This window comes from Corynebacterium tardum (assembly GCF_046717785.1).
In the GTDB taxonomy this organism is placed as follows: Bacteria; Actinomycetota; Actinomycetes; order Mycobacteriales; family Mycobacteriaceae; genus Corynebacterium.
In genome coordinates, this window is the sequence record NZ_CP177104.1 from 1,453,533 (window position 1) to 1,471,354 (window position 17,822).

15 protein-coding genes, 1 rRNA gene and 3 pseudogenes are annotated in these 17,822 nt (G+C 63.7%); all 19 read right to left on the bottom strand.

Features of this window, described 5'->3' with window-relative positions; translation table 11 throughout:
• Nucleotides 1–72: 72 nt before the first annotated feature.
• A complete protein-coding gene (gene der / locus ACLI1P_RS06965) occupies nt 73–1,698 on the bottom strand; it encodes a ribosome biogenesis GTPase Der (RefSeq protein ID WP_411708445.1) in 1,626 nt (541 codons plus the stop codon).
• Entirely contained in the window at nt 1,691–2,386 is a 696-nt protein-coding gene (gene cmk, locus ACLI1P_RS06970) for a (d)CMP kinase (RefSeq protein ID WP_411708446.1), read from the bottom strand. The genes der and cmk overlap by 8 nt, the downstream gene beginning before the upstream one ends.
• Nucleotides 2,387–3,322, bottom strand: a complete 936-nt coding sequence (locus tag ACLI1P_RS06975; RefSeq protein ID WP_411708447.1) for a pseudouridine synthase — start codon at nt 3,320–3,322, stop codon at nt 2,387–2,389. It abuts the gene before it with no gap.
• An 85-nt stretch (nt 3,323–3,407) separates the two neighbouring features.
• The gene (gene scpB, locus ACLI1P_RS06980; protein WP_411709703.1) at nt 3,408–3,959 is read right to left on the bottom strand and encodes an SMC-Scp complex subunit ScpB; all 552 of its coding nucleotides are present in this window, start codon (nt 3,957–3,959) and stop codon (nt 3,408–3,410) included.
• A gap of 25 nt (nt 3,960–3,984) precedes the next feature.
• Nucleotides 3,985–4,781 (bottom strand): annotated as a pseudogene (locus ACLI1P_RS06985) (segregation and condensation protein A).
• 6 nt (nt 4,782–4,787) lie between these two features.
• On the bottom strand, nt 4,788–5,666 hold the full coding sequence (locus ACLI1P_RS06990) for a ParA family protein (RefSeq protein ID WP_411708448.1): 879 nt from the start codon (nt 5,664–5,666) through the stop codon (nt 4,788–4,790).
• Between the two features lie 172 nt (nt 5,667–5,838).
• The gene (locus ACLI1P_RS06995; RefSeq protein ID WP_411708449.1) at nt 5,839–6,942 is read right to left on the bottom strand and encodes a hypothetical protein; all 1,104 of its coding nucleotides are present in this window, start codon (nt 6,940–6,942) and stop codon (nt 5,839–5,841) included.
• Between the two features lie 61 nt (nt 6,943–7,003).
• Nucleotides 7,004–7,927: a site-specific tyrosine recombinase XerD gene (xerD, locus tag ACLI1P_RS07000; protein ID WP_296133356.1), complete on the bottom strand. Its 924-nt coding sequence runs from the start codon at nt 7,925–7,927 to the stop codon at nt 7,004–7,006.
• Nucleotides 7,924–8,562 (bottom strand): NUDIX domain-containing protein, encoded by a 639-nt coding sequence (locus ACLI1P_RS07005; protein ID WP_296133358.1) that lies wholly within the window; start codon nt 8,560–8,562, stop codon nt 7,924–7,926. Before ACLI1P_RS07005 ends, xerD begins: the two co-directional genes overlap by 4 nt.
• A complete protein-coding gene (locus ACLI1P_RS07010) occupies nt 8,563–9,519 on the bottom strand; it encodes a copper transporter (protein ID WP_411708450.1) in 957 nt (318 codons plus the stop codon).
• Nucleotides 9,519–10,703, bottom strand: coding sequence for a putative cytokinetic ring protein SteA (steA, locus tag ACLI1P_RS07015; protein WP_296133361.1), 1,185 nt, complete (start codon nt 10,701–10,703; stop codon nt 9,519–9,521). Before steA ends, ACLI1P_RS07010 begins: the two co-directional genes overlap by 1 nt.
• 25 nt (nt 10,704–10,728) lie before the next feature.
• Nucleotides 10,729–12,406: pseudogene (gene recN, locus ACLI1P_RS07020) on the bottom strand (DNA repair protein RecN).
• A gap of 63 nt (nt 12,407–12,469) precedes the next feature.
• Nucleotides 12,470–13,381: an NAD kinase gene (locus ACLI1P_RS07025; protein WP_296133364.1), complete on the bottom strand. Its 912-nt coding sequence runs from the start codon at nt 13,379–13,381 to the stop codon at nt 12,470–12,472.
• The gene (locus ACLI1P_RS07030) at nt 13,378–14,187 is read right to left on the bottom strand and encodes a TlyA family RNA methyltransferase (RefSeq protein WP_296133366.1); all 810 of its coding nucleotides are present in this window, start codon (nt 14,185–14,187) and stop codon (nt 13,378–13,380) included. Before ACLI1P_RS07030 ends, ACLI1P_RS07025 begins: the two co-directional genes overlap by 4 nt.
• A gap of 27 nt (nt 14,188–14,214) precedes the next feature.
• Nucleotides 14,215–14,376 (bottom strand): hypothetical protein, encoded by a 162-nt coding sequence (locus ACLI1P_RS07035; RefSeq protein ID WP_296133368.1) that lies wholly within the window; start codon nt 14,374–14,376, stop codon nt 14,215–14,217.
• On the bottom strand, nt 14,367–15,350 hold the full coding sequence (locus ACLI1P_RS07040) for an HAD-IIA family hydrolase (protein WP_296133370.1): 984 nt from the start codon (nt 15,348–15,350) through the stop codon (nt 14,367–14,369). Before ACLI1P_RS07040 ends, ACLI1P_RS07035 begins: the two co-directional genes overlap by 10 nt.
• A gap of 2 nt (nt 15,351–15,352) precedes the next feature.
• A pseudogene (locus tag ACLI1P_RS07045) lies at nt 15,353–16,321 on the bottom strand (hypothetical protein); the annotation flags it as partial.
• A 119-nt stretch (nt 16,322–16,440) separates the two neighbouring features.
• The gene (locus ACLI1P_RS07050) at nt 16,441–17,196 is read right to left on the bottom strand and encodes a hypothetical protein (protein ID WP_408930556.1); all 756 of its coding nucleotides are present in this window, start codon (nt 17,194–17,196) and stop codon (nt 16,441–16,443) included.
• 404 nt (nt 17,197–17,600) lie between these two features.
• Nucleotides 17,601–17,718, bottom strand: a 5S ribosomal RNA gene (rrf, locus tag ACLI1P_RS07055).
• Nucleotides 17,719–17,822: the final 104 nt, after the last annotated feature.

Below are 17,822 nucleotides of genomic sequence, written 5' to 3' on the forward strand. Positions count from 1 at the left end.
CGGCAAGCGCTTGGCGACGTCCAGCAGGAAGTATGGGGTTCCAGGTTTGGGGAAATGGAAGGTGGTTCCTGCCTAGCGGCGCTGGCGGCGCTCGCGCACGCGCACCGCGATGCGCACCGGGGAGCCGTGGAAGCCGAAGCGCTCGCGGAACTTGCGCTCCAGGTAGCGGCGGTAGCCGGCATCCAGGAAGCCGGTGGTAAACAGCACGATTGTCGGCGGCTGCGTCGATGCCTGGGTGGCAAAGAGCACGCGCGGCAGGCGGTTGTTGTTCATCGGTGGCGGATTAGCCGCAATGGCCTCGCGCATCCAGTTGTTGAGCTGTCCGGTAGACACGCGCTGATCCCAGCTCTCCAGCGCCTCAATCATCGCCGGCTCCAGCTTCTGCAGGGCGCGGCCGGTCTCGGCGGAAATATTCACACGCGTCACCCATGGCAGGTGGCGCAGGTTCTCATCGATTTCGCGGTCCAGGTAGTAGCGGCGGTCCTCGTCCACCAGGTCCCATTTGTTGAAGGCGATAACGAGGGCCTTGCCGGCCTCCAGGATCATGTTGAGCACGCGCTGGTCCTGCTCGGAGACCTCCTGGGATGCGTCGATAAGCATGATGCACACCTCAGCCGCGTCGATGACGCCGCGGGTGCGCAGGGAGGCGTAGTACTCGTGGCCCTGGACGTTCTTGACCTTCTTGCGCAGACCCGCGGTGTCAATGAACTTCCACAGGCGCTCATCCAGCTGCACCAGGGAGTCCACCGGGTCCACGGTGGTGCCTGCGGCGTTGTCGACGACCGAGCGTTCCTCCGAGGTCAGCTTATTAAGCAGCGAGGACTTGCCCACGTTCGGCTTGCCCACCAGCGCCACGCGGCGCGGGCCGGACGTAATGGAGGGATTGCGCGGCTCCTCCGGGAACAGGCGCAGGATCTCATCGAGGACGTCGGCTCCACCGCGGCCGTGCTGCGCGGATACCGGCCAGGGATCACCCAGGCCCAGCGCGTAGAACTCCGCCATGTCGGCGTACATGGTCTCCGAATCGAACTTATTGGACACCAGGATGACCGGTACCTCGGAGCGCTGCAGCTTGCGGGCCATGACGGCATCGGTTTCGGTGATGCCGACCTTGGTATCGACGACGAAGACGATGACGTCCGCAGTGGCCATGGCCTGCTCCGCCTGGCGCGCGATCGCCGCATGGATGCCCTTGACGTTGGGATCCCAGCCGCCGGTGTCTTGGACAAAGAAGCGCTGGCCGTTCCAATCCGCCACGTAGGACACGCGGTCACGGGTCACGCCCGGGTGGTCCTCCACCACTGCTTCGCGACGCCCCAGGAAGCGGTTGACCAGGGAAGACTTGCCCACGTTTGGGCGGCCGACGACGGCCACGGTGCAGAGGTTTTCCTCGGTGTGCTGCTCGTCGACACCAAATGCGTGCGAGAGCGCCTCCCATTCCTCCTCGCTCAGGGGAGCCTCGGCGCCGTCGATGCTGCCGTCCTCGCCGTAGTCCGCCTCGCCGAACTCGGACTCATCGAGCTCCGACTCATCAAATTCGTAGTCGAACTCCTCCGAGTCGAAGTCGGCCGGGGCCCAGCCGCCATGCGGATCGCGGACTACTTCTTCTTCGAACTTGCCCACCGGGTAGTGGAACTCGGTCTCGAACTCCTCGGGTGCCTGGCCCGACTCGTCCGGGGTGTGTGCATCATTAATCATCGGCAGACTCCTTAATGAGGTCAACAAGCGCCTCGAGTACCTCGTCGCGCGTCATCGAAGACGTATCCACAAGCACGGCGTCCTCAGCCGGGCGCAGCGGCGAGGTGGTACGGGAGGAATCGGCGGCGTCGCGCCGTTCAACGTCAGCAAGCACGGTGTCAAAGTCTGACTCAATGCCCGCCGCCAGGTTCTGGTCGTGGCGGCGCTGCGCGCGCACCTCGGCCGAGGCGGTCATGTAGGCCTTCGCCGGCGCATCCGCCAGGACGACGGTGCCAATATCGCGGCCTTCCACAATCGCGCGGTGGGCCCGCGCAGCCAACGTGCGCTGCAGCTCGACCAAGTTCTGGCGCACCTCCGGGATGGCGGAGACAGCAGAGACGTTGCGGGTGACCTCGTCCTCCCGGATAACGCGGGAGACGTCCTCGCCGTCGAAGATGACCTGGGTGGAGTTCGGATCGTCGGAAACCTCCAGCGGTAGGTTCGCGGTAGCGTCAATGACCGCAGCGGTATCCGCCGGGTCCACACCCGCGCGCAGCACCGCCAGCGTGGCCACGCGGTACATCGCGCCGGTATCGACGTATTTGGCGTCCAGGCGCTTGGCCAACGCGCGGCACGTGGTGGACTTGCCGGTCCCGGACGGTCCGTCAACGGCCACGATGAGGCCTTGGTTTGGCATGTTAGAAATCATTTACATCCCCACCGCCTTGTACAGGCTGGTCAACTCGTTGGAATTCAAAGCGCGCAGGGTGCCCGGCTTCATATCGCCCAACTGCACGGTGTGCAGCTTCGTGCGCACCAGGCGCTGCACCGGGTACCCGGCCTCCTTGAGCATGCGGCGCACAATGTGCTTGCGGCCTTCGTGCAGTTCGACGCGGATGAGCGAATAGCCCTGGTTCTTGTCCACGATCTGCGCGAAGTCTGCCTTGGCCACGCCGTCCTCCAGCTCGACGCCCTGCTTAAGTTGGCGAACGAGCTTGTTATCGCCCTCACCCAACACCGTGGCCAGGTAAGTCTTGCGCACCTCGTACTTCGGGTGCATGAGGCGGTTGGCCAGCTCGCCGTCGTTGGTGAGCAACAGCAACCCCTCGGTATCGGCATCCAGGCGCCCCACGTGGAACAGGCGCTGGCCGGAGACGACCCGGTCCGCCACCACGTCACCGACGCACGGGCGGCCCAGGTCATCCGACATCGTGGACTGCATGCCCCGGGGCTTGTTCAGCACGAAGTACTGCGTGTCCTCGTTGACGTTGATGCGGACGCCGTCGACGCGGATAACGTCGGCGTTGGGATTGACGCGGGTGCCCTGGGTGATGATGACCTGGCCGTTGACTTCGACGCGGCCTTCATCAATGAGAATCTCCGCGTGGCGGCGGGAAGCCACGCCGGCCTTAGCCAGGACCTTCTGGAGGCGTTCGCCCTGTGCGGACTGGCCGCCATTCCTCTTCGACTTGGAGTTGTCCTCAACCAACCAATCAGCCCCCAAATCACGGGCCACGGAGTCTGCGGTGGCAGAACGCTTCTTCTTTACGTGCTGGTGGCGCGCCGGCTTAGCGTTGGAAACCAGCTTATCGCTGGCCCTCTGCTTCTTTTCCGGTATGCCATCGCGGCGAGCGGGTGGAGTCACGGGTTTGTGTCCTCTCGATAGTTCTTCAATTTGCGGCGGCGCGAAGCGCCAGTATCCGCGCGCAATCCTACCGCAGGAGGGCCCGCTATGAATAGTCCTCCTCAATCTGGTCCAGGTCCGGCAGCAGTGGCGCCAGCTCGGGCAGACGCTCCAGAGAATCGATACCCAGAAGCTCGAGGAAGAGCTCCGTGGTTTCGTACTGATGCGCCAGGCCTTCGGTGGCCTCCACCTCCCTGATAAGGCCGCGCAGCGCCAGGGTGCGGACGACACCGTCCACGTTGACGCCGCGCACGCCGGCCACCTGGGCGCGGGTGACCGGCTGGCGGTAAGCAATCACCGCCAGGGTCTCCAGGGCCGCGCGGGAGAGTTTAGTTTGGGTGCCGTCCAGCACAAACTGTTCCACGGCATCGGCGTTGTCCTGGCGCGTGTAGAAGCGCCACCCCTCCTCGGTTTCCCGGAGATCGATGCCGGAACCGCGCTCATCCAGCTCCCGCTTGAGCGCCCTTAAGGCATCGCTCACAACGCTCACCTCGGCATCTAGCGCGCGTGCCAGGGCCTCCACGCTGGCGGGCGAGTCCACGACAAGCAGGATAGACTCCAGGCGCGAGCGCAGCTGCGAAATAAGAGGCAGGGCCATATCTTCCATGGTTGGGTATCGTACGCTAATCCCAGTTGGCGGCGGCAACGACGGCCGGGTCAACATCCAGCCCAGTCCACGACAGTTCCAACGGACCTAAGGACTCCTCCTGCTCCGCATCCACCGCCTTGGCCTTATAGAGCTCCAGCAACGCCAGAAAACGCCCGACGATTTCCATTGTCACCGTGCAGTCCCTGGTCAGAGCTTCAAAGGTCATCCACTGGCCGCTGCCCAACAGCTTAAGGGTATCCAGGATTTTCCGGCCTGTTCCGGCACGGACACCGCCACCTGGTGGATGTGGCCGGTAGCCACCTCCTCGGGCGCCTTCGGGCGAAACACGCCGGCGGCCAGCTCCGCAAAGCTCGCCGGGGTATGCCCCAGCTTGACCGGCGGCAAGAGATCACTAAAACGCTCCTCCATGGCTACCGCCCGCGGGTAGCGCCGGCGCGCCTGGCGCTGCCACAGCGCGAACTGGTCTGCCACTTGTTTGTACGCCTTGTACTGCAGCAGGCGGGCGAAGAGCAGATCGCGCGTCTCAAGCAGCTCCAGATCCTCTAGGTCATCGACCTCCCCACGCGGGAGCAAGCGCGCGGCCTTGAGGTCCAGCAAGGTAGCGGCAATGAGGAGGAACTCGGTGGTTTCATCTAGGTCCGCGGTCTCCCCGAGGGCGCGGGTATAGGCCACGAACTCATCAGTCACCTCCGACAGGGCAACCTCCGTGACATCCAGCTTCTTTGACTGGATGAGCTGCAGGAGCAGATCGAAGGGCCCCTCAAAGTTGCCCAGCGCGATGCGGAAGCCGGTAATCTCCGGTTGCGTCATCGCGGTTTAGACAGTCGCCCGCTCGATGACCTCTTTGGCCAGGTCACGGTACTGCTTCGCCGCCTGGGAGCTAGGCGCCCACGTCGTAATGGGCTCGCCCGCCACGGAGGTCTCCGGGAAACGCACCGTCCGGGTAATCACGGTGTCAAAGACCTTGTCCCCGAAATACTCCACCACTCGGTCCATGACCTCGCGGGCGTGCCGGGTACGGCGGTCAAACATGGTCACCAGGATGCCCATGACTTCGAGATCGAAGTTGATGCGGTCGGCGACCTTCTCCACGGTGTCCGTGAGCAAGGCCAAGCCGCGCAGGGAGAAGAACTCACATTCCATGGGGATAATGACACCCTGGGAGCAGGCCAGCGCGTTGACGGTAAGCAGGCCCAGCGACGGCTGGCAGTCAATAATGATGAAGTCGTAGTCCTTGCGCACCGGGCGCAGCGCGCGGGCCAAGGTGTGCTCGCGGCCGACCTCGTTGACCATCTGAATCTCCGCCGCTGACAGGTCAATGTTGGCGGGGACAAGGTCCAGCCCTGCCACGCCCGTGTGGACAATGGCTGAATGCACCGAGACCTGGCTGTCCAGCATCACGTCGTAGATCGTGTCCTCGATCTGATCGTGCGTGAGCCCCAAGCCGGCAGACAGCGCACCCTGCGGGTCGAGGTCAACGAGCAGGACTTTACGTCCCAGCTCCGCCAAACAGGCTCCCATGTTGATGGTGGACGTGGTCTTACCCACGCCGCCCTTTTGGTTACACATGGAAATGATCGTTGCTGGGCCATGCTTGTCCAGCGGCTCCGGCTCCGGCAGCTCACGGAGTGGACGTCCAGTCAACCCGACCTCGGCCTCTGAGGCGTCAAACAGTCCCTCGTCGCTCACAGTCACACCTGCTTCCTTGACTTAAGCATAGCCCTCGACATAGCCCTCAGCACTGGCCATACCTCAGACGTGCGCACATCGGCTTACATCATTGTGATTAATCGTGATTACAGGCTACCCCCTCGGGCGCCCTCCACGCGATTATAGCCAGCCAAACCCCACATATAAAGGTTACAGCCTAGACTTGACGACGCCTCCACCACCAGCGAACCAGGCCCACCAGCACGGCAACTCCCGCGGCAAGACCCAAGGTAATGCCCAAGTTTCGCCCAGAGTTGCCTTCCTCATCCCCGGATGCCTCCGCCGCAGTGTCGCCGTCGGCACCCAACTGCTGCTCCGGCGGCACCTCGGCGGCGTTGGCCTGATTCGGATCAGTGAGCGTGACCACCAGTTCCGCCGACTGCGTATCCTTGTTGTAGAACTGCATGATGAACGGGTTGTCCGGCTCCTGGCCTTCTGGGTAGGTCAGCGTCATGGTTCGCGAGCCCTTGTCGATGTCCCGCTTTACACCCTGGACAAACTCGCCCTCCGCGTTGAGGTAGCGCAGCGTCACGCCGTCGTTTTCCAGGTGCTTGAAACGGTTATAGAGATCCAGCGCTTGCTTGAATCCGAGCTTGGCGGTGATGCCCTGACCGTCAATGGTGGATTCCAGGTTGACGTAGGACGTACCGGACGTATCGACGTCCTCCCAGCCACGCCCCGTGCGCGGCGGCGCCGGCTGGCCGGCGTTACCGGACTCACCATGTGGGGCCTCACCAGAACCCGCATGGCCAGCGCCGTCGGCTGCGCCGTCCCCGGCACTACCGCCGTCGCCCTCGGCTGCGTCACCCCTGCCCGGTGCAGACCCCTCTGGGTTCTCGCCACCCGCGGGGCCGCCTCCTTGCTCCCCGCCCGGGGTGCTGCCGCCGAGGCTTTCGGGGTCGCCGTTCTGGGCGGCGTCGTTAAGCTCGTCGGCGGTCACGTCCGCATCCGCCACGAGCAGAATCGTCATGGACATGCCCTCATAGGACACGGGCACGCTCAGCTGTCCACCGGCTTCAGGGGCGGTGACCGTAGCACTGCCGCCAGAAGCGCTCACGCTCCAGCCATCGGCAGCCATGTTCACATCTACCGGAACCGGAAGGGACACCGTGGTGGTCTGCCCCGCCGGCACCGGGATCGTGGCGTCCTGGGCATGCGCTACCGCCACAGTCCCCCAGCTCAGCGTGGCGGGAGCAGTAACCAGTGCACCCGCGAGCGCCAAGACCGTGGCACGGCGGCGAAGAGAAGACGTAAAGGGCATAACCATCCTTCTAGTTGTAGGGGTCTCTTTAAGGATCGCTGTCTTTAAGGATCACTGCATTTTAGGCGCGCGGGTGGGCGGTGCGCCAGACCTCGCGGAGCGAATCTGCGGTGACGTGGGTGTAGATCTGCGTCGTCGTCACGGAGGAATGACCCAACAGCTCCTGCACGGTACGCACGTCCGCGCCACCTTCTAGGAGGTGGGTCGCGAAAGAGTGCCGCAACGTGTGCGGGGAGATGGACTTGTTGAGGTGAGCTCGCTGCGCCGCCGATTTAATCGCCGCCCACGCACTTTGGCGCGACAGGGCCTTGCCGCGCGTGTTGAGGAACAGCGCGTGCGAAGACCCAGTAGCCAGGACGGGACGAGCACGCACCAGGTAGTCCTCCACGGCCTTCACCGCAAGCGAACCCATGGGCACAAGACGCTGCTTGTTGCCTTTGCCGCTGAGCAGGAGGATATCGCGCACAGAGGACGGGCCGTCTTCGGTGATGTCGTCCACGGAAAGCTTGATGACCTCCGAAATGCGCGCACCCGTGCCGTAGAGCATCTCCAGCAGGGCTCGATCCCGCACGTCAATGGGTGTGGCCGCGGCATCCGTGGGGATGGCTGCCAGAAGCGAAGAAACCTCGTCCACGCTGAGGGTTTCCGGCAGCGGCTGTGCCCTCTTGGGCGGGGACACATCCGCCGCCACGTCGGTATCAATCAAGCCTTCGGCCAAAGCGAACTTGTGCAGGCCGCGCGCCACGATGAGCGCTCGACTCGCCGAAGACTGGGCCAAGGTTTCGCGCAAATGGATCAGATAGTTCTCCACGTGGGTGCGCTGCACCTGGGCCAGATCGTCGATGCCCGCCTCCGCCAACCACGCCACGTAGCGGTTGACGTCGCGGCGGTAGTTGCTCACGGTGTTCTTCGACGCTCCCTTTTCCACCATCAGGTGCATCAGCCAGGAGTGCGCGGCCGCCGCGGCAGGAGTCTGCCCGCTCACGGCTGTTTCAGGTCGGGGCCCGAGCGGCGGGCAGACAGCGACGCGGGGCGCAACTCGAAGGGCGAGTCCACCGGGCGGGGTACGCGGCCAGTCGACGCACACGCATGCGCAGCGAGGATTCCGGCCACCGCAATGGAGTTGGTGATGTCACCGGACAAGACGCGGTCCACGGCCTCGGCGAGGTCCACCCACGCGAAGTCCATATCGGCTTCCTCATCGCCTTCGGCGTCGAGCTTGTCCACGCTTCTCAGATCGCGCGCTAGGAACACGCGCACGGCCTCTTCACAGAAGCCGGGAGAGGTCACCACATCCGTGAGAACGCTCCAGTCGCCCGCGGCAAGGCCGGCTTCTTCCTGCAGTTCGCGCTGCGCGGCGGTGAGTTCGTCCTCTCCTTTGACGTCGAGCAGCCCGGCGGGAAGCTCCCACAGACGGCGGCCCACGCTGTGGCGATACTGCTCCACCATGGCGATGCGGTTATCCGCATCGAGCGCCACCACCGCCACCGCACCGAGGTGCTCCACCACCTCGCGCTGGGCCACCACCTCGCCCGGCATGACGACGTCATCTCGGCGAACGGCGATAATGGGGGCGTCGAGCAGCAGCTGCGTCGACACAGTGCGAAAATCGTGGCTCATTTATAGGTCCTTCGGAAGCGCCGGGGCAGCGGCATCGGCGTTCGCGGCAGAGCCGTACGAGCCCTTCCCGCCGTCCAATTGCTCCTTCACCGCCAGCACCGCCGCCATGTGCGATACCGGGCGCTCGATGGAATCGACGGTGCTGATATCGGTCTTATCCTTGCGCAGCTCCTCCAGCACGCCGCCATCGCCCGCAGACGTCACCGGGGCCGCGAACACGGTGGTCTGCCCCACGGAGTCGAAGCCCTCCACAAACTTCACGGTCGAATCAATAGCGTACGACACGGCGGAATCTTCCTTCGCTGCATTCTGGCCGCCGCCCACGATGACCACCGCCTGGGCCGGCAATATAGTCCCGTCCGGGTAGTCGATGTACTTGGCGTCCCGGAGAGCTTGCAACAAGGTTGCGCGATCCTCCACGGAAGACAACGGCTCCGTCGACTTCGGATCCAGCATGAGAGCGGCGGCCAAAGCCTGCCCCGCATGGGTACCGGCGTCCACGTTCTTCTCGTCGAGCTTGGCGCCCGCCGGCAGCGTGCTCGTGACCAAGGAGAGCAACTTATCTGCGGAATCCTGAGCAAAGAACTTCTCCGTCAGGGTGATCTCACCGGCATCCTCAGAGTCTGCAGACCCCAGCAAATCCTTCACAGCCTTGACGTCACCGTCGTCAGCATCAGCGGTGCGCAGCACCATCACTGGCCGCTGCGCCAGGGTGCCGTCCACGACGAAGCGGTCAAGGTCCTTGAGCACGGAGTCCGCGGAATCCAGCTGGGCCTCAGAAATATTGTTCTCGTTGACCAGTTTGGAGTACTTCTCCCGGATATCGTTGATGTCTCCGCCGCCCCCGCCGCCCGGTGCGGAACTCATGTTGGGGGCGATGAGCAAGGTGCCCAGGGCAACGCCGAGGGCGGTACCGAAGCCGAGGCCGGCCACGAGCAAAGACTTAGCAGACGCCATTACTTGAACCACTCCTGCACGCTCAACGCAAAGTTATTCCACGTATCAATCAAGTTCTGGAGGAAGGACTCGTCGCCGCCCAGGCCCACAATGAGGACCACCACGGCCAGCGCCACGAGGACTCCGAGCAGGCCCCACAGCCAGCCCAGCGCACCGGAGGCTGGGGCGGTGTACAGGTTAATCACGGCGTCAGCATCCACCAGACGCGTGCCGGCCTTCATGTGGCTCAGCAACGCGGCCGGAGTGGCGTTGGGCTTGTTGGCAAAGATGTCATCCAGGTCCAGTGCCCCGCCTACCTGCACGATCATCTGCGCCTCGTGATAGTCGGCCAACAGCAGTGCCAGGTCCGTGGCCGAGTCTGTCGCGGCCGGGAAGGTCATCGCGCCGATGCCCAGATCCTGGATGCGCTCGAGGCCCTCGGCGGTCCCGTCAGGTTCGGCCGGCAGAATCACCTGCGCGCCGCTGCGCAGGGTCTCGGAGCTAATGTCCGAGGGATCGCCCACGATGAACTGCGGCTGGTAGCCAAGATCCACAATGGTATCCGCCGCCGAGTCCACGCCAATGATGATGGGTTCGTATTCCCGAATGAAGTTGCGCAGGAGCGTGAGCTTCTTGCGGTGCTCGGCCGACGGCGAGACCACCAACACCTTGCGGCCCGCCATGTCGGAGCCGGCGTCGGGGACCCCGAGGCCGTCGATAAGCAGCGGGCCCTCGGAGTGGATGAACTCGATGGAGTTGCCAAAGTAGGCCTCCATGTGGTCGATCAGCTCCTGCTGCGCGGAGGCAAAGTTCTTCTCCGCGCGATCGCGGGTGACTACCGTTCCCGCGGCCAGCTTGGTATCACCGGAGTAGACCGTTCCGTCGTCCGTGATGCGGGCCTTCTTGCCGTCCTTGAAGTTGGACACAAACTCCTCGCCCACGCCCTCGATGAGGGTCACGTCGGCGTCGAGAAGCATGTGCGGGCCGTAGTTGGGGATGGACCCCGTGGAGAATTCCGCCACGTTGATGACCGCGGCGGGCTTGATGTCCACGAGGGTCTGGGCCTCCTGGCGAGAAATGTTGGCGGCGTTGATGACCGCGAAATCGCCAGCGGTGAACTTCTTCATGCCCTTTCCGCCAGGGGTGCAATCACGCAGCGCCCCGTGCTCCCCAGGCAGATCGGTGTTACGGGAAAACAGACTCATGCTGACAGTTTCCCGTGTAAAGGCCTCAAAGTGTGGAAGGCGCGCGGAAAGCGGCGACTTCCGCTTGGGCGCGATCAAAAAGTTCCTGCGCGTGCGCCCGGCCCGTCTCCGTGTCGTCGAGGCCGGCTGAACATGCGGGCCAGCTCTTCCACTCGCTCCTCCGCGCTGAGATCAGCGACTCCGGAGGTGAACTTGTCCTTCGACACGTGCAGGTGCGAATCCGCGTAGGCGGCGACCTGGGGAAGGTGGGTGACACAGATGACCTGGTTGGTGATGGACAGCCGTGCTAGGCGACGCCCAATCTCCACCGCCGCGCGCCCACCCACACCGGCATCGACCTCGTCGAAAACCAGCGTGGTGCCGTCTCCACTGGCTAGCACGACTTCCATGGCCAGCATGACGCGGGACAGCTCGCCGCCGGAAGCCGCCGCGGCCAGCGGCTTGCCATTGAGCTGGAACTCCACCTCGTCCGCGCCCGACTTGGAGTACTTGGCCGTGGAGACAGCGACGCTCAGGGTGGAATTCGGCATGGCAAGACCGTGAATCTCCTCGGTGACCTGCTTTCCCAGCTGCGCCGCCGCCTTCGTGCGCGCGGTGGTGAGCTTCTTGGCCTTGGCCACCATGTCTTTTTCGGCCTCTTTGACCTTCTTCTTCAGCTCTTCCAAGGCCTCCGTGGAGGTATCCATGCCGGCCAGCTTCTCCTCTGCGGCCGCGCGCCAGGCCAACACGCCATCGATATCCGCGGCGTATTTGCGGGTCAGCCGCTTGAGATCTTGTTGGCGCTGAAGGGAGGACTCCAGCAAATTCGGGTCCGCTGGCAGGGCGTCGAGGTAGCTCGTCAGCTCCGCGGCAATATCCGTGAGCTGGGCTGTGGCCTCACTGAGCCGTCCGGCAAGCTGCGCCAGCTCCTCATCGCTGGAACCGGTGAGTGCTGCTTCCGCCGCACCAGCCAAGTTGACGGCGGTGTCTTCGTCACCGAAGCCGTCCCCACCATCGAGCGCGGCGAGCGCTGTGGCGGCGGACTCGCGCAGGCTATCGACATCCTGCAGGCGGCGAATGAGTGTGACCAGTTCGGCGTCTTCCCCTGGCTCCGGATCCAGCTCGGTGATTTCGGTGATGGCGAACTGGAGGCGATCGACCTCTTGCGCCATCTCCCGCCGGGACTCCGTGCGGCGCTGATAGTCTTTGGCCAGCTTGCGCCAGTGCTTGAAAGCATCGGTGTAAGCAGCGCGCACGGGCCCGATGCTGGGATCGAAGCGATCGATGGCCGCCAACTGCTGCTCGGCCGCCAATAGGCGCAGCTGATCGTTTTGGCCGTGCACGGTGATGAGGTGGGAGGCAAACTCCCCCAGTGTTGCCGCAGGTACCGCTCGCCCGCCCAGGTAGGCGCGGGAGCGTCCGGCTGAGGACACCGTGCGGGAAGCGATGAACTCACCATTTTCATCCGGCTCTCCCCCAGCCTGCTCTACAACCTCCGCCACGGCCGGGGATGCAGAAGAAAAATGCCCCTCCACAGCCGCCTTCGCGGCGCCATCACGCACGCGGGACGCGTCTGCACGGCCGCCTGCCAGCAGACGCAGGCCGGTGACCACCATGGTCTTACCCGCGCCGGTCTCGCCGGTGAGCACGGTCAACCCGTGAGAAAGCTCGGCTGAAGAGCTCTCAATCACGCCGAGATCCGAGATGCTGATGTCAACGAGCACGTCGCTGCACTCTCCTTCCTACTCCCCCGTGAAATACGTGTGTGGTGTCCGCGTGGTGTTCGATTAATGCCGTGGTCCCCGCCAGCCTTCGACGGGCAAGCGCAGCTTGGACACTAAGCGGTCGGTGAATGGTTGTTCATCCAGCCGCACCCAGCGCACTGGGCGCTCGCCGCGCACGACCTCCACGCGCGATCCAGGCGGCATGGAAATCTCCCGGAAGCCGTCCAGAATCACCACCGCCGGTGTGGTGGCAGAGGCCGATTCCACCGCCACCTGCGAATCCGGCGAGACCACTAGTGGCTTGGTAAACAGCGCATGGGCGTTGTTGGGCACCACCAAGATCGCATCCAACGACGGCCACAGTACCGGCCCGCCCGCGGAGAACGCGTAGGCCGTGGACCCTGTTGGCGTCGAAATCAAGATACCGTCGCACCCGAAGGAGGACACTGGGCGGCCGTCCACCTCCAGAATCGCATCGAGCACGCCGGAGCGGTTGAGGTTTTCAATCGAAGCCTCGTTGAGCGCCCACCCGCGCTGGCGCAACGAGCCCTCGGGGTCGAACACTGTCACGTCGATAGTCAGGCGGTCTTCCACGTCATAGGTTTGTTCGATGACACGGACCAGGGCCCGGTCCAGGGACTCCGCTTCCCATTCCGCTAAGAACCCCACGTGGCCTAAGTTGATGCCGAGCACGGGGACATCGACCGCGCGGGCCATGTCCGCGGCCCGCAAGAACGTACCGTCCCCGCCTAGCACTAGGACGAGTTCGCAGCCCTCGGCGGCAGCCGGGGTGTGCTTGACGTGCTGCAGACCGGGCAGGACAGTATCTGCCGCGCACACGCGCACCTTAATCCCTGCCTCCTGCAGCAGCTCAGCGGCGCGATGCGTAGCGGCCAGGTTATCGGCGCGGCTGGCGTGCGGGACCAAAAGAATCTCGCGCCGCGCGGTCGCCTCCGCAGCCACGGTTCTGCTCACTGGGGTCCCTCCTTGATGGCCGTGTCGATCATGACATCCAGCCTATCCTCCGGCGTGGACACGCCGTCTTTGATAAGCCACAGGAAGTACTCCACGTTGCCACTCGGGCCCGGCAGCGGGGAGGCCGCCACGCCCTTCACACCCAGCCCCAGGGATTGTGCGAAGACTGCGACGTCCTTGGTGGCCTCCGCACGCAACTGCGGGGAGCGCACGACGCCACCCGAGCCAATGCGGTCCTTGCCTACCTCAAACTGGGGCTTGACCATGGGCAACAGCCACGCGCCCTCCGCCATGCAGTCAACGATGGCAGGCAAGACCAACTTCAGGGAGATAAAGCTTAAATCCCCGACCATGGCATCACACGGCCCGCCGGTAGTCTCCAGCGTCAGGTTGCGAATGTTCGTCCGGTCCAGCACGGTGACGCGCTCGTCGTTCTGCAAACGCCACAACAGCTGGCCGTATCCGACGTCCACGGAGAGCACCTCCGCCGCCCCTCGGCGCAGGCACACATCGGTAAACCCGCCTGTCGACGCCCCCGCGTCCAGCACCCGACGGCCCGTTACATCAACGTCGAATGCCTCCAGCGCGCCGAGCAGCTTATGGGCTCCGCGCGAAGCCCAATCGTCCCCCTCGCTCTCCTCGACCTTGATGGAGACCTCCGGTTCCACCACGGTGGCCGGCTTGGAGGCCTTGAAGCCACCGACGGTCACGCGCCCAGACTTAATCATCTCCACTGCCTGCTCACGCGAGCGGGCGATTTTGCGACGAACCAGTTCGGCATCGAGTCGACGGCGTTGTGGTGGCATGGTTGGCTTTCTCCTCTTGCGTCCGCGCTAATTTTCCTGGAGAGCGTCACGCAACACCGCGTGCGCCCTGTCGAGCTGGCTCAGCTCCTCCTCAAGCGTTTCCGCCGGCTGCGAAAGAATCTCCGCGACGGAGGAGTCCAGCGTCTCCGGCGCCATCACAGCGCGCGGGTCGTGCGGCTTTACCGCCATGTGGCCACGGCCTTTTCCGCGAACTCACCGCGGGGCTGAATGTAGCGCGGTGGCTTGGGGCCTGCCCAGGCTACCTCGAGCACCGTGCGCAGGGCCTCAATCGATGTCGACTTCTCGTTGCCGCCTTGCAGCACAATGTCGTAGCCGTCGTAGCGCGCCATAAAGCCTCCCTGGGCACCGGGGCGGGCTTGGGCCTCGGAGAGGGACAGCTCGTGGAAGCCGGCACCGATAAAGTCCGGCCGCAGCTCCGCGGGGGCTTCAATGAGCTCCAGCTCGCGCGAGACTCCAGTCAGAACGTGGAAGGTGTCCATCGCCGCCGTGTTGCCACCGGCAATATCCGTATCCAAGCGATCCCCCACTGCCAAGGGCTTCGTGGCGCTCACCAGCTTGGCCGCCTGGGTAAACATCGCCGGCTCCGGCTTGCCCGCCGACACCGGCTCCACCCCAGTCGTCGAGGTAATTGCCCCCACCAGGGAGCCATTGCCCACAGCCATGCCGCGCTCGGTCGGCAGCGAGGTGTCCAAGTTGGAGGCGAAGAACTTCGCGCCCTTGCTAATGGCCAAGGCACCCTCCGAAAGCTCCGCCCAACCCACGGACTTGTGCATGCCCTGGATCACCGCAGCCGGGTTGTCGTCAGCGCTGCTGACCACCTCGAAGCCCATCTCACGCGCCAGAGTGCGGAAAGAATCCGCGCCGATGATAAGCACCTTCGCGCCCGTGGGAAGATCCGCCTTCGCAATGCGCAGGACAGCCTGGGCAGAGGTCACCACGTGCTTGGTGTCGGTCTCCAGACCGATCTCTCCCAGCATTCGGGCCACGGTCTGCGGGCTCCGAGAGGCGTTGTTGGTGACATAGACGGCGGGGATTCCGCAGGAGTTGATGACGTCTACCACGCACTGCAACGCCTGGCCGCCCTCCCACACGGTTCCGTCAAGGTCGAGCAGGAGCGCGTCATGTGTCTTGAGAATACTCATCGCTAGATTTCGGCCAGGCGCTCAGCAGCGTCGGTCCACTCTCCTTCATCGATGTCTACTGCGTGCTGGAACCATTCCTTTGCCTCGTCCTTGCGACCTGCCTCCAGCAGCGCATTACCGTAGGCATAGGACAGACGGCACGCGGACAAGCCGGTGGCTTCCTTGGTGGGCTCGGCGCGCTGAATAGTCACCACGGCCGAGTCAGCCTGGCCCATATCAAGGCGAGCTCCGGCAGCAACGATAGCGAGCTCAATCGTGTCCTCGGGAGCGAGCTCCTTGGCGTCTTCACTGCGCCACAGCTCGACGGCCTTCTCGGGACGTCCCAGTCCACGTTCGCAGTCCGCCATCACGGCGAGCAAACCAGGGCCACCGGAGATGCGGCGGGCAGCGCGCAGCTCAGACAGGGCTTCCTTCCACTCGCCCGCGCGGTAGGCGGCAATGCCGTTCATTTCGCGAGCCACCGATACACGGCCGGCACGGTCCTTGGCGGCGCGGGCATGGCGCAGGCTCAGCTGCGGATCATCCTCCAACCACGTCGCAGCCATGATGAGGTGCTTGGCCACGGCTTCTGAGTTCTCCTTGGACAAGGAGGACAGGTCCTGCAGGACCGACGGGTCCAGATCCGTGATATCGATATCCGAAGGCAGATCCGGGTCCGTCATGCGGCGATTGATGCGCTCCTCGCGATAGCCGGAACGCTGCGGATGAGCAACCTTGTTCTTGCCACGGCTGCTGCCCTTGTGATCACCCCTGCGGTCACCACGCCGATCATCGCGGCGGTCCCCACGGCCCGGCTTCCCGCCAGCGCGGCCACCCCGGCGATCATCTCTCTTCTCACCGCGGCGCTCGGGACGGTTTCCGCCCGCGCCCCCACGCTTCTCAAAGTTGCGGCCGCCGGAGCGGTTGTTCCTACGGTTCCCCTCTGCGGAGCCGTCGCGACCACGGCCGTGATCGCCGGAATTCGAATCAGACATTAAAGCTATGCACTTTCTGAGTTAGACGTGTTAGACGTGTCCGTATGTACCGAACCAGTGTACAGGCCACCCGGCTGGAAGACGCAATGCTCAGCTAGACCATACGCGTGCAGCACCTAGGGCCGATACGGAAACCGCCCCAACTTGTCCATCGGCCACCCGTACTGAATGCGCTCCAGCCCCGCCTTCACTTGCTCCTTAGAAAGCCCATGATCAAAGGTCCCTGTCTCAAGCGGCTCACCGGCAACAACAGCGAAAAGACCCCAACCGTTGTTGTAGATCGAATCCAAGCTTGCTTCCGCCGGATCGTGGGTCAGGGACACACCCTCACTCACCAAACTGCTCGGCCCACGCAGCTTCATCCGAAGCTTCGGAATCGTGTGCGTGTCCCCGTTAGGAGCAACAACCAACACGTCAGTCTCATAAAAATATTGCGACGGTGTGTCCCCGTCTCCCTTCTTCGTCTCTTCCAAGTAGAGCGGGCCAATCAGCGCCGGATAGAACACTATCCACTTGTTGGCATACGCCTTAGCGGTCCGGCGATCCAACCGACGAGAATCATGCACCCGGTAGGCGTGATAGAGAAGAATAAAGCACAGCATCGCCGCCACGAGGATCTGAAATTCCTTGGGCGCAACCGACCACGCGACTAGGGCAATAAACAGTGAGACACCGCCGAAGGCGCCGACCGCCAACAGCACGTGTGACCAAGGCATCAGCTGCGGCACCGGGCCAGCTTTCAGAAGCGTCTCGGTAAGGTCATAGGGCGCTGGTTTCGGATTGGCCTCAGACAGCGGGACCCCGCGCAGCTTCCGGCGAAAGAAGGCGTTGTAGTTGGACTTAAAGGGAATGGTTGTCTGCGGAAAGTCCATAGGCTACTCCTCTACCGCCGCACTGAATGATTCCTTAACGCAAATTCTAGCCGGTAGGTCCTCCGCGCAATACGAAACCGAGTGCCTCATAGCCGGGATTTGCAGTGCTTGACGACGCCTCACCGCCCCACACAACCCTCAGTTCGTCGTTTTAAACGACGGTCGCCCGCCAACTGCCGCCCATTGGCTCCTGCCTCACGCGGAGAGCCATGGGCTGCGCAATCCCCGGGCTTTGGCCGGTCGTCGTTTTAAACGACGGGGCGGCAACCCGGGGTGGTGTCGTTGTTGTAAACGACGGGGGGGTGGGTGCGCAGGTGTAAAACGTGAAAAAGGGGACCGTTGAAGCGGTGGTGCTTCAACGGTCCCCTTTTTCGGTGTGTATTGAGTTATGTGTTTTTGTTTGGTGTCGGCGGTTTCTTACTCTCCCACAACCTCCCGGTTGCAGTACCATCAGCGCGGGCAGGCTTAGCTTCCGGGTTCGGAATGGGTCCGGGCGTTTCCCTGCTGCTATTGGCCACCGACAAACTTCCAGGGCATTTTCTGGCCGTGGGTGTTGTGTCAGATACTGTGTAGTGGACGCGAGCGACAGTGTGATTACACAATCGTGTGTTTGTGTTGTTAACACT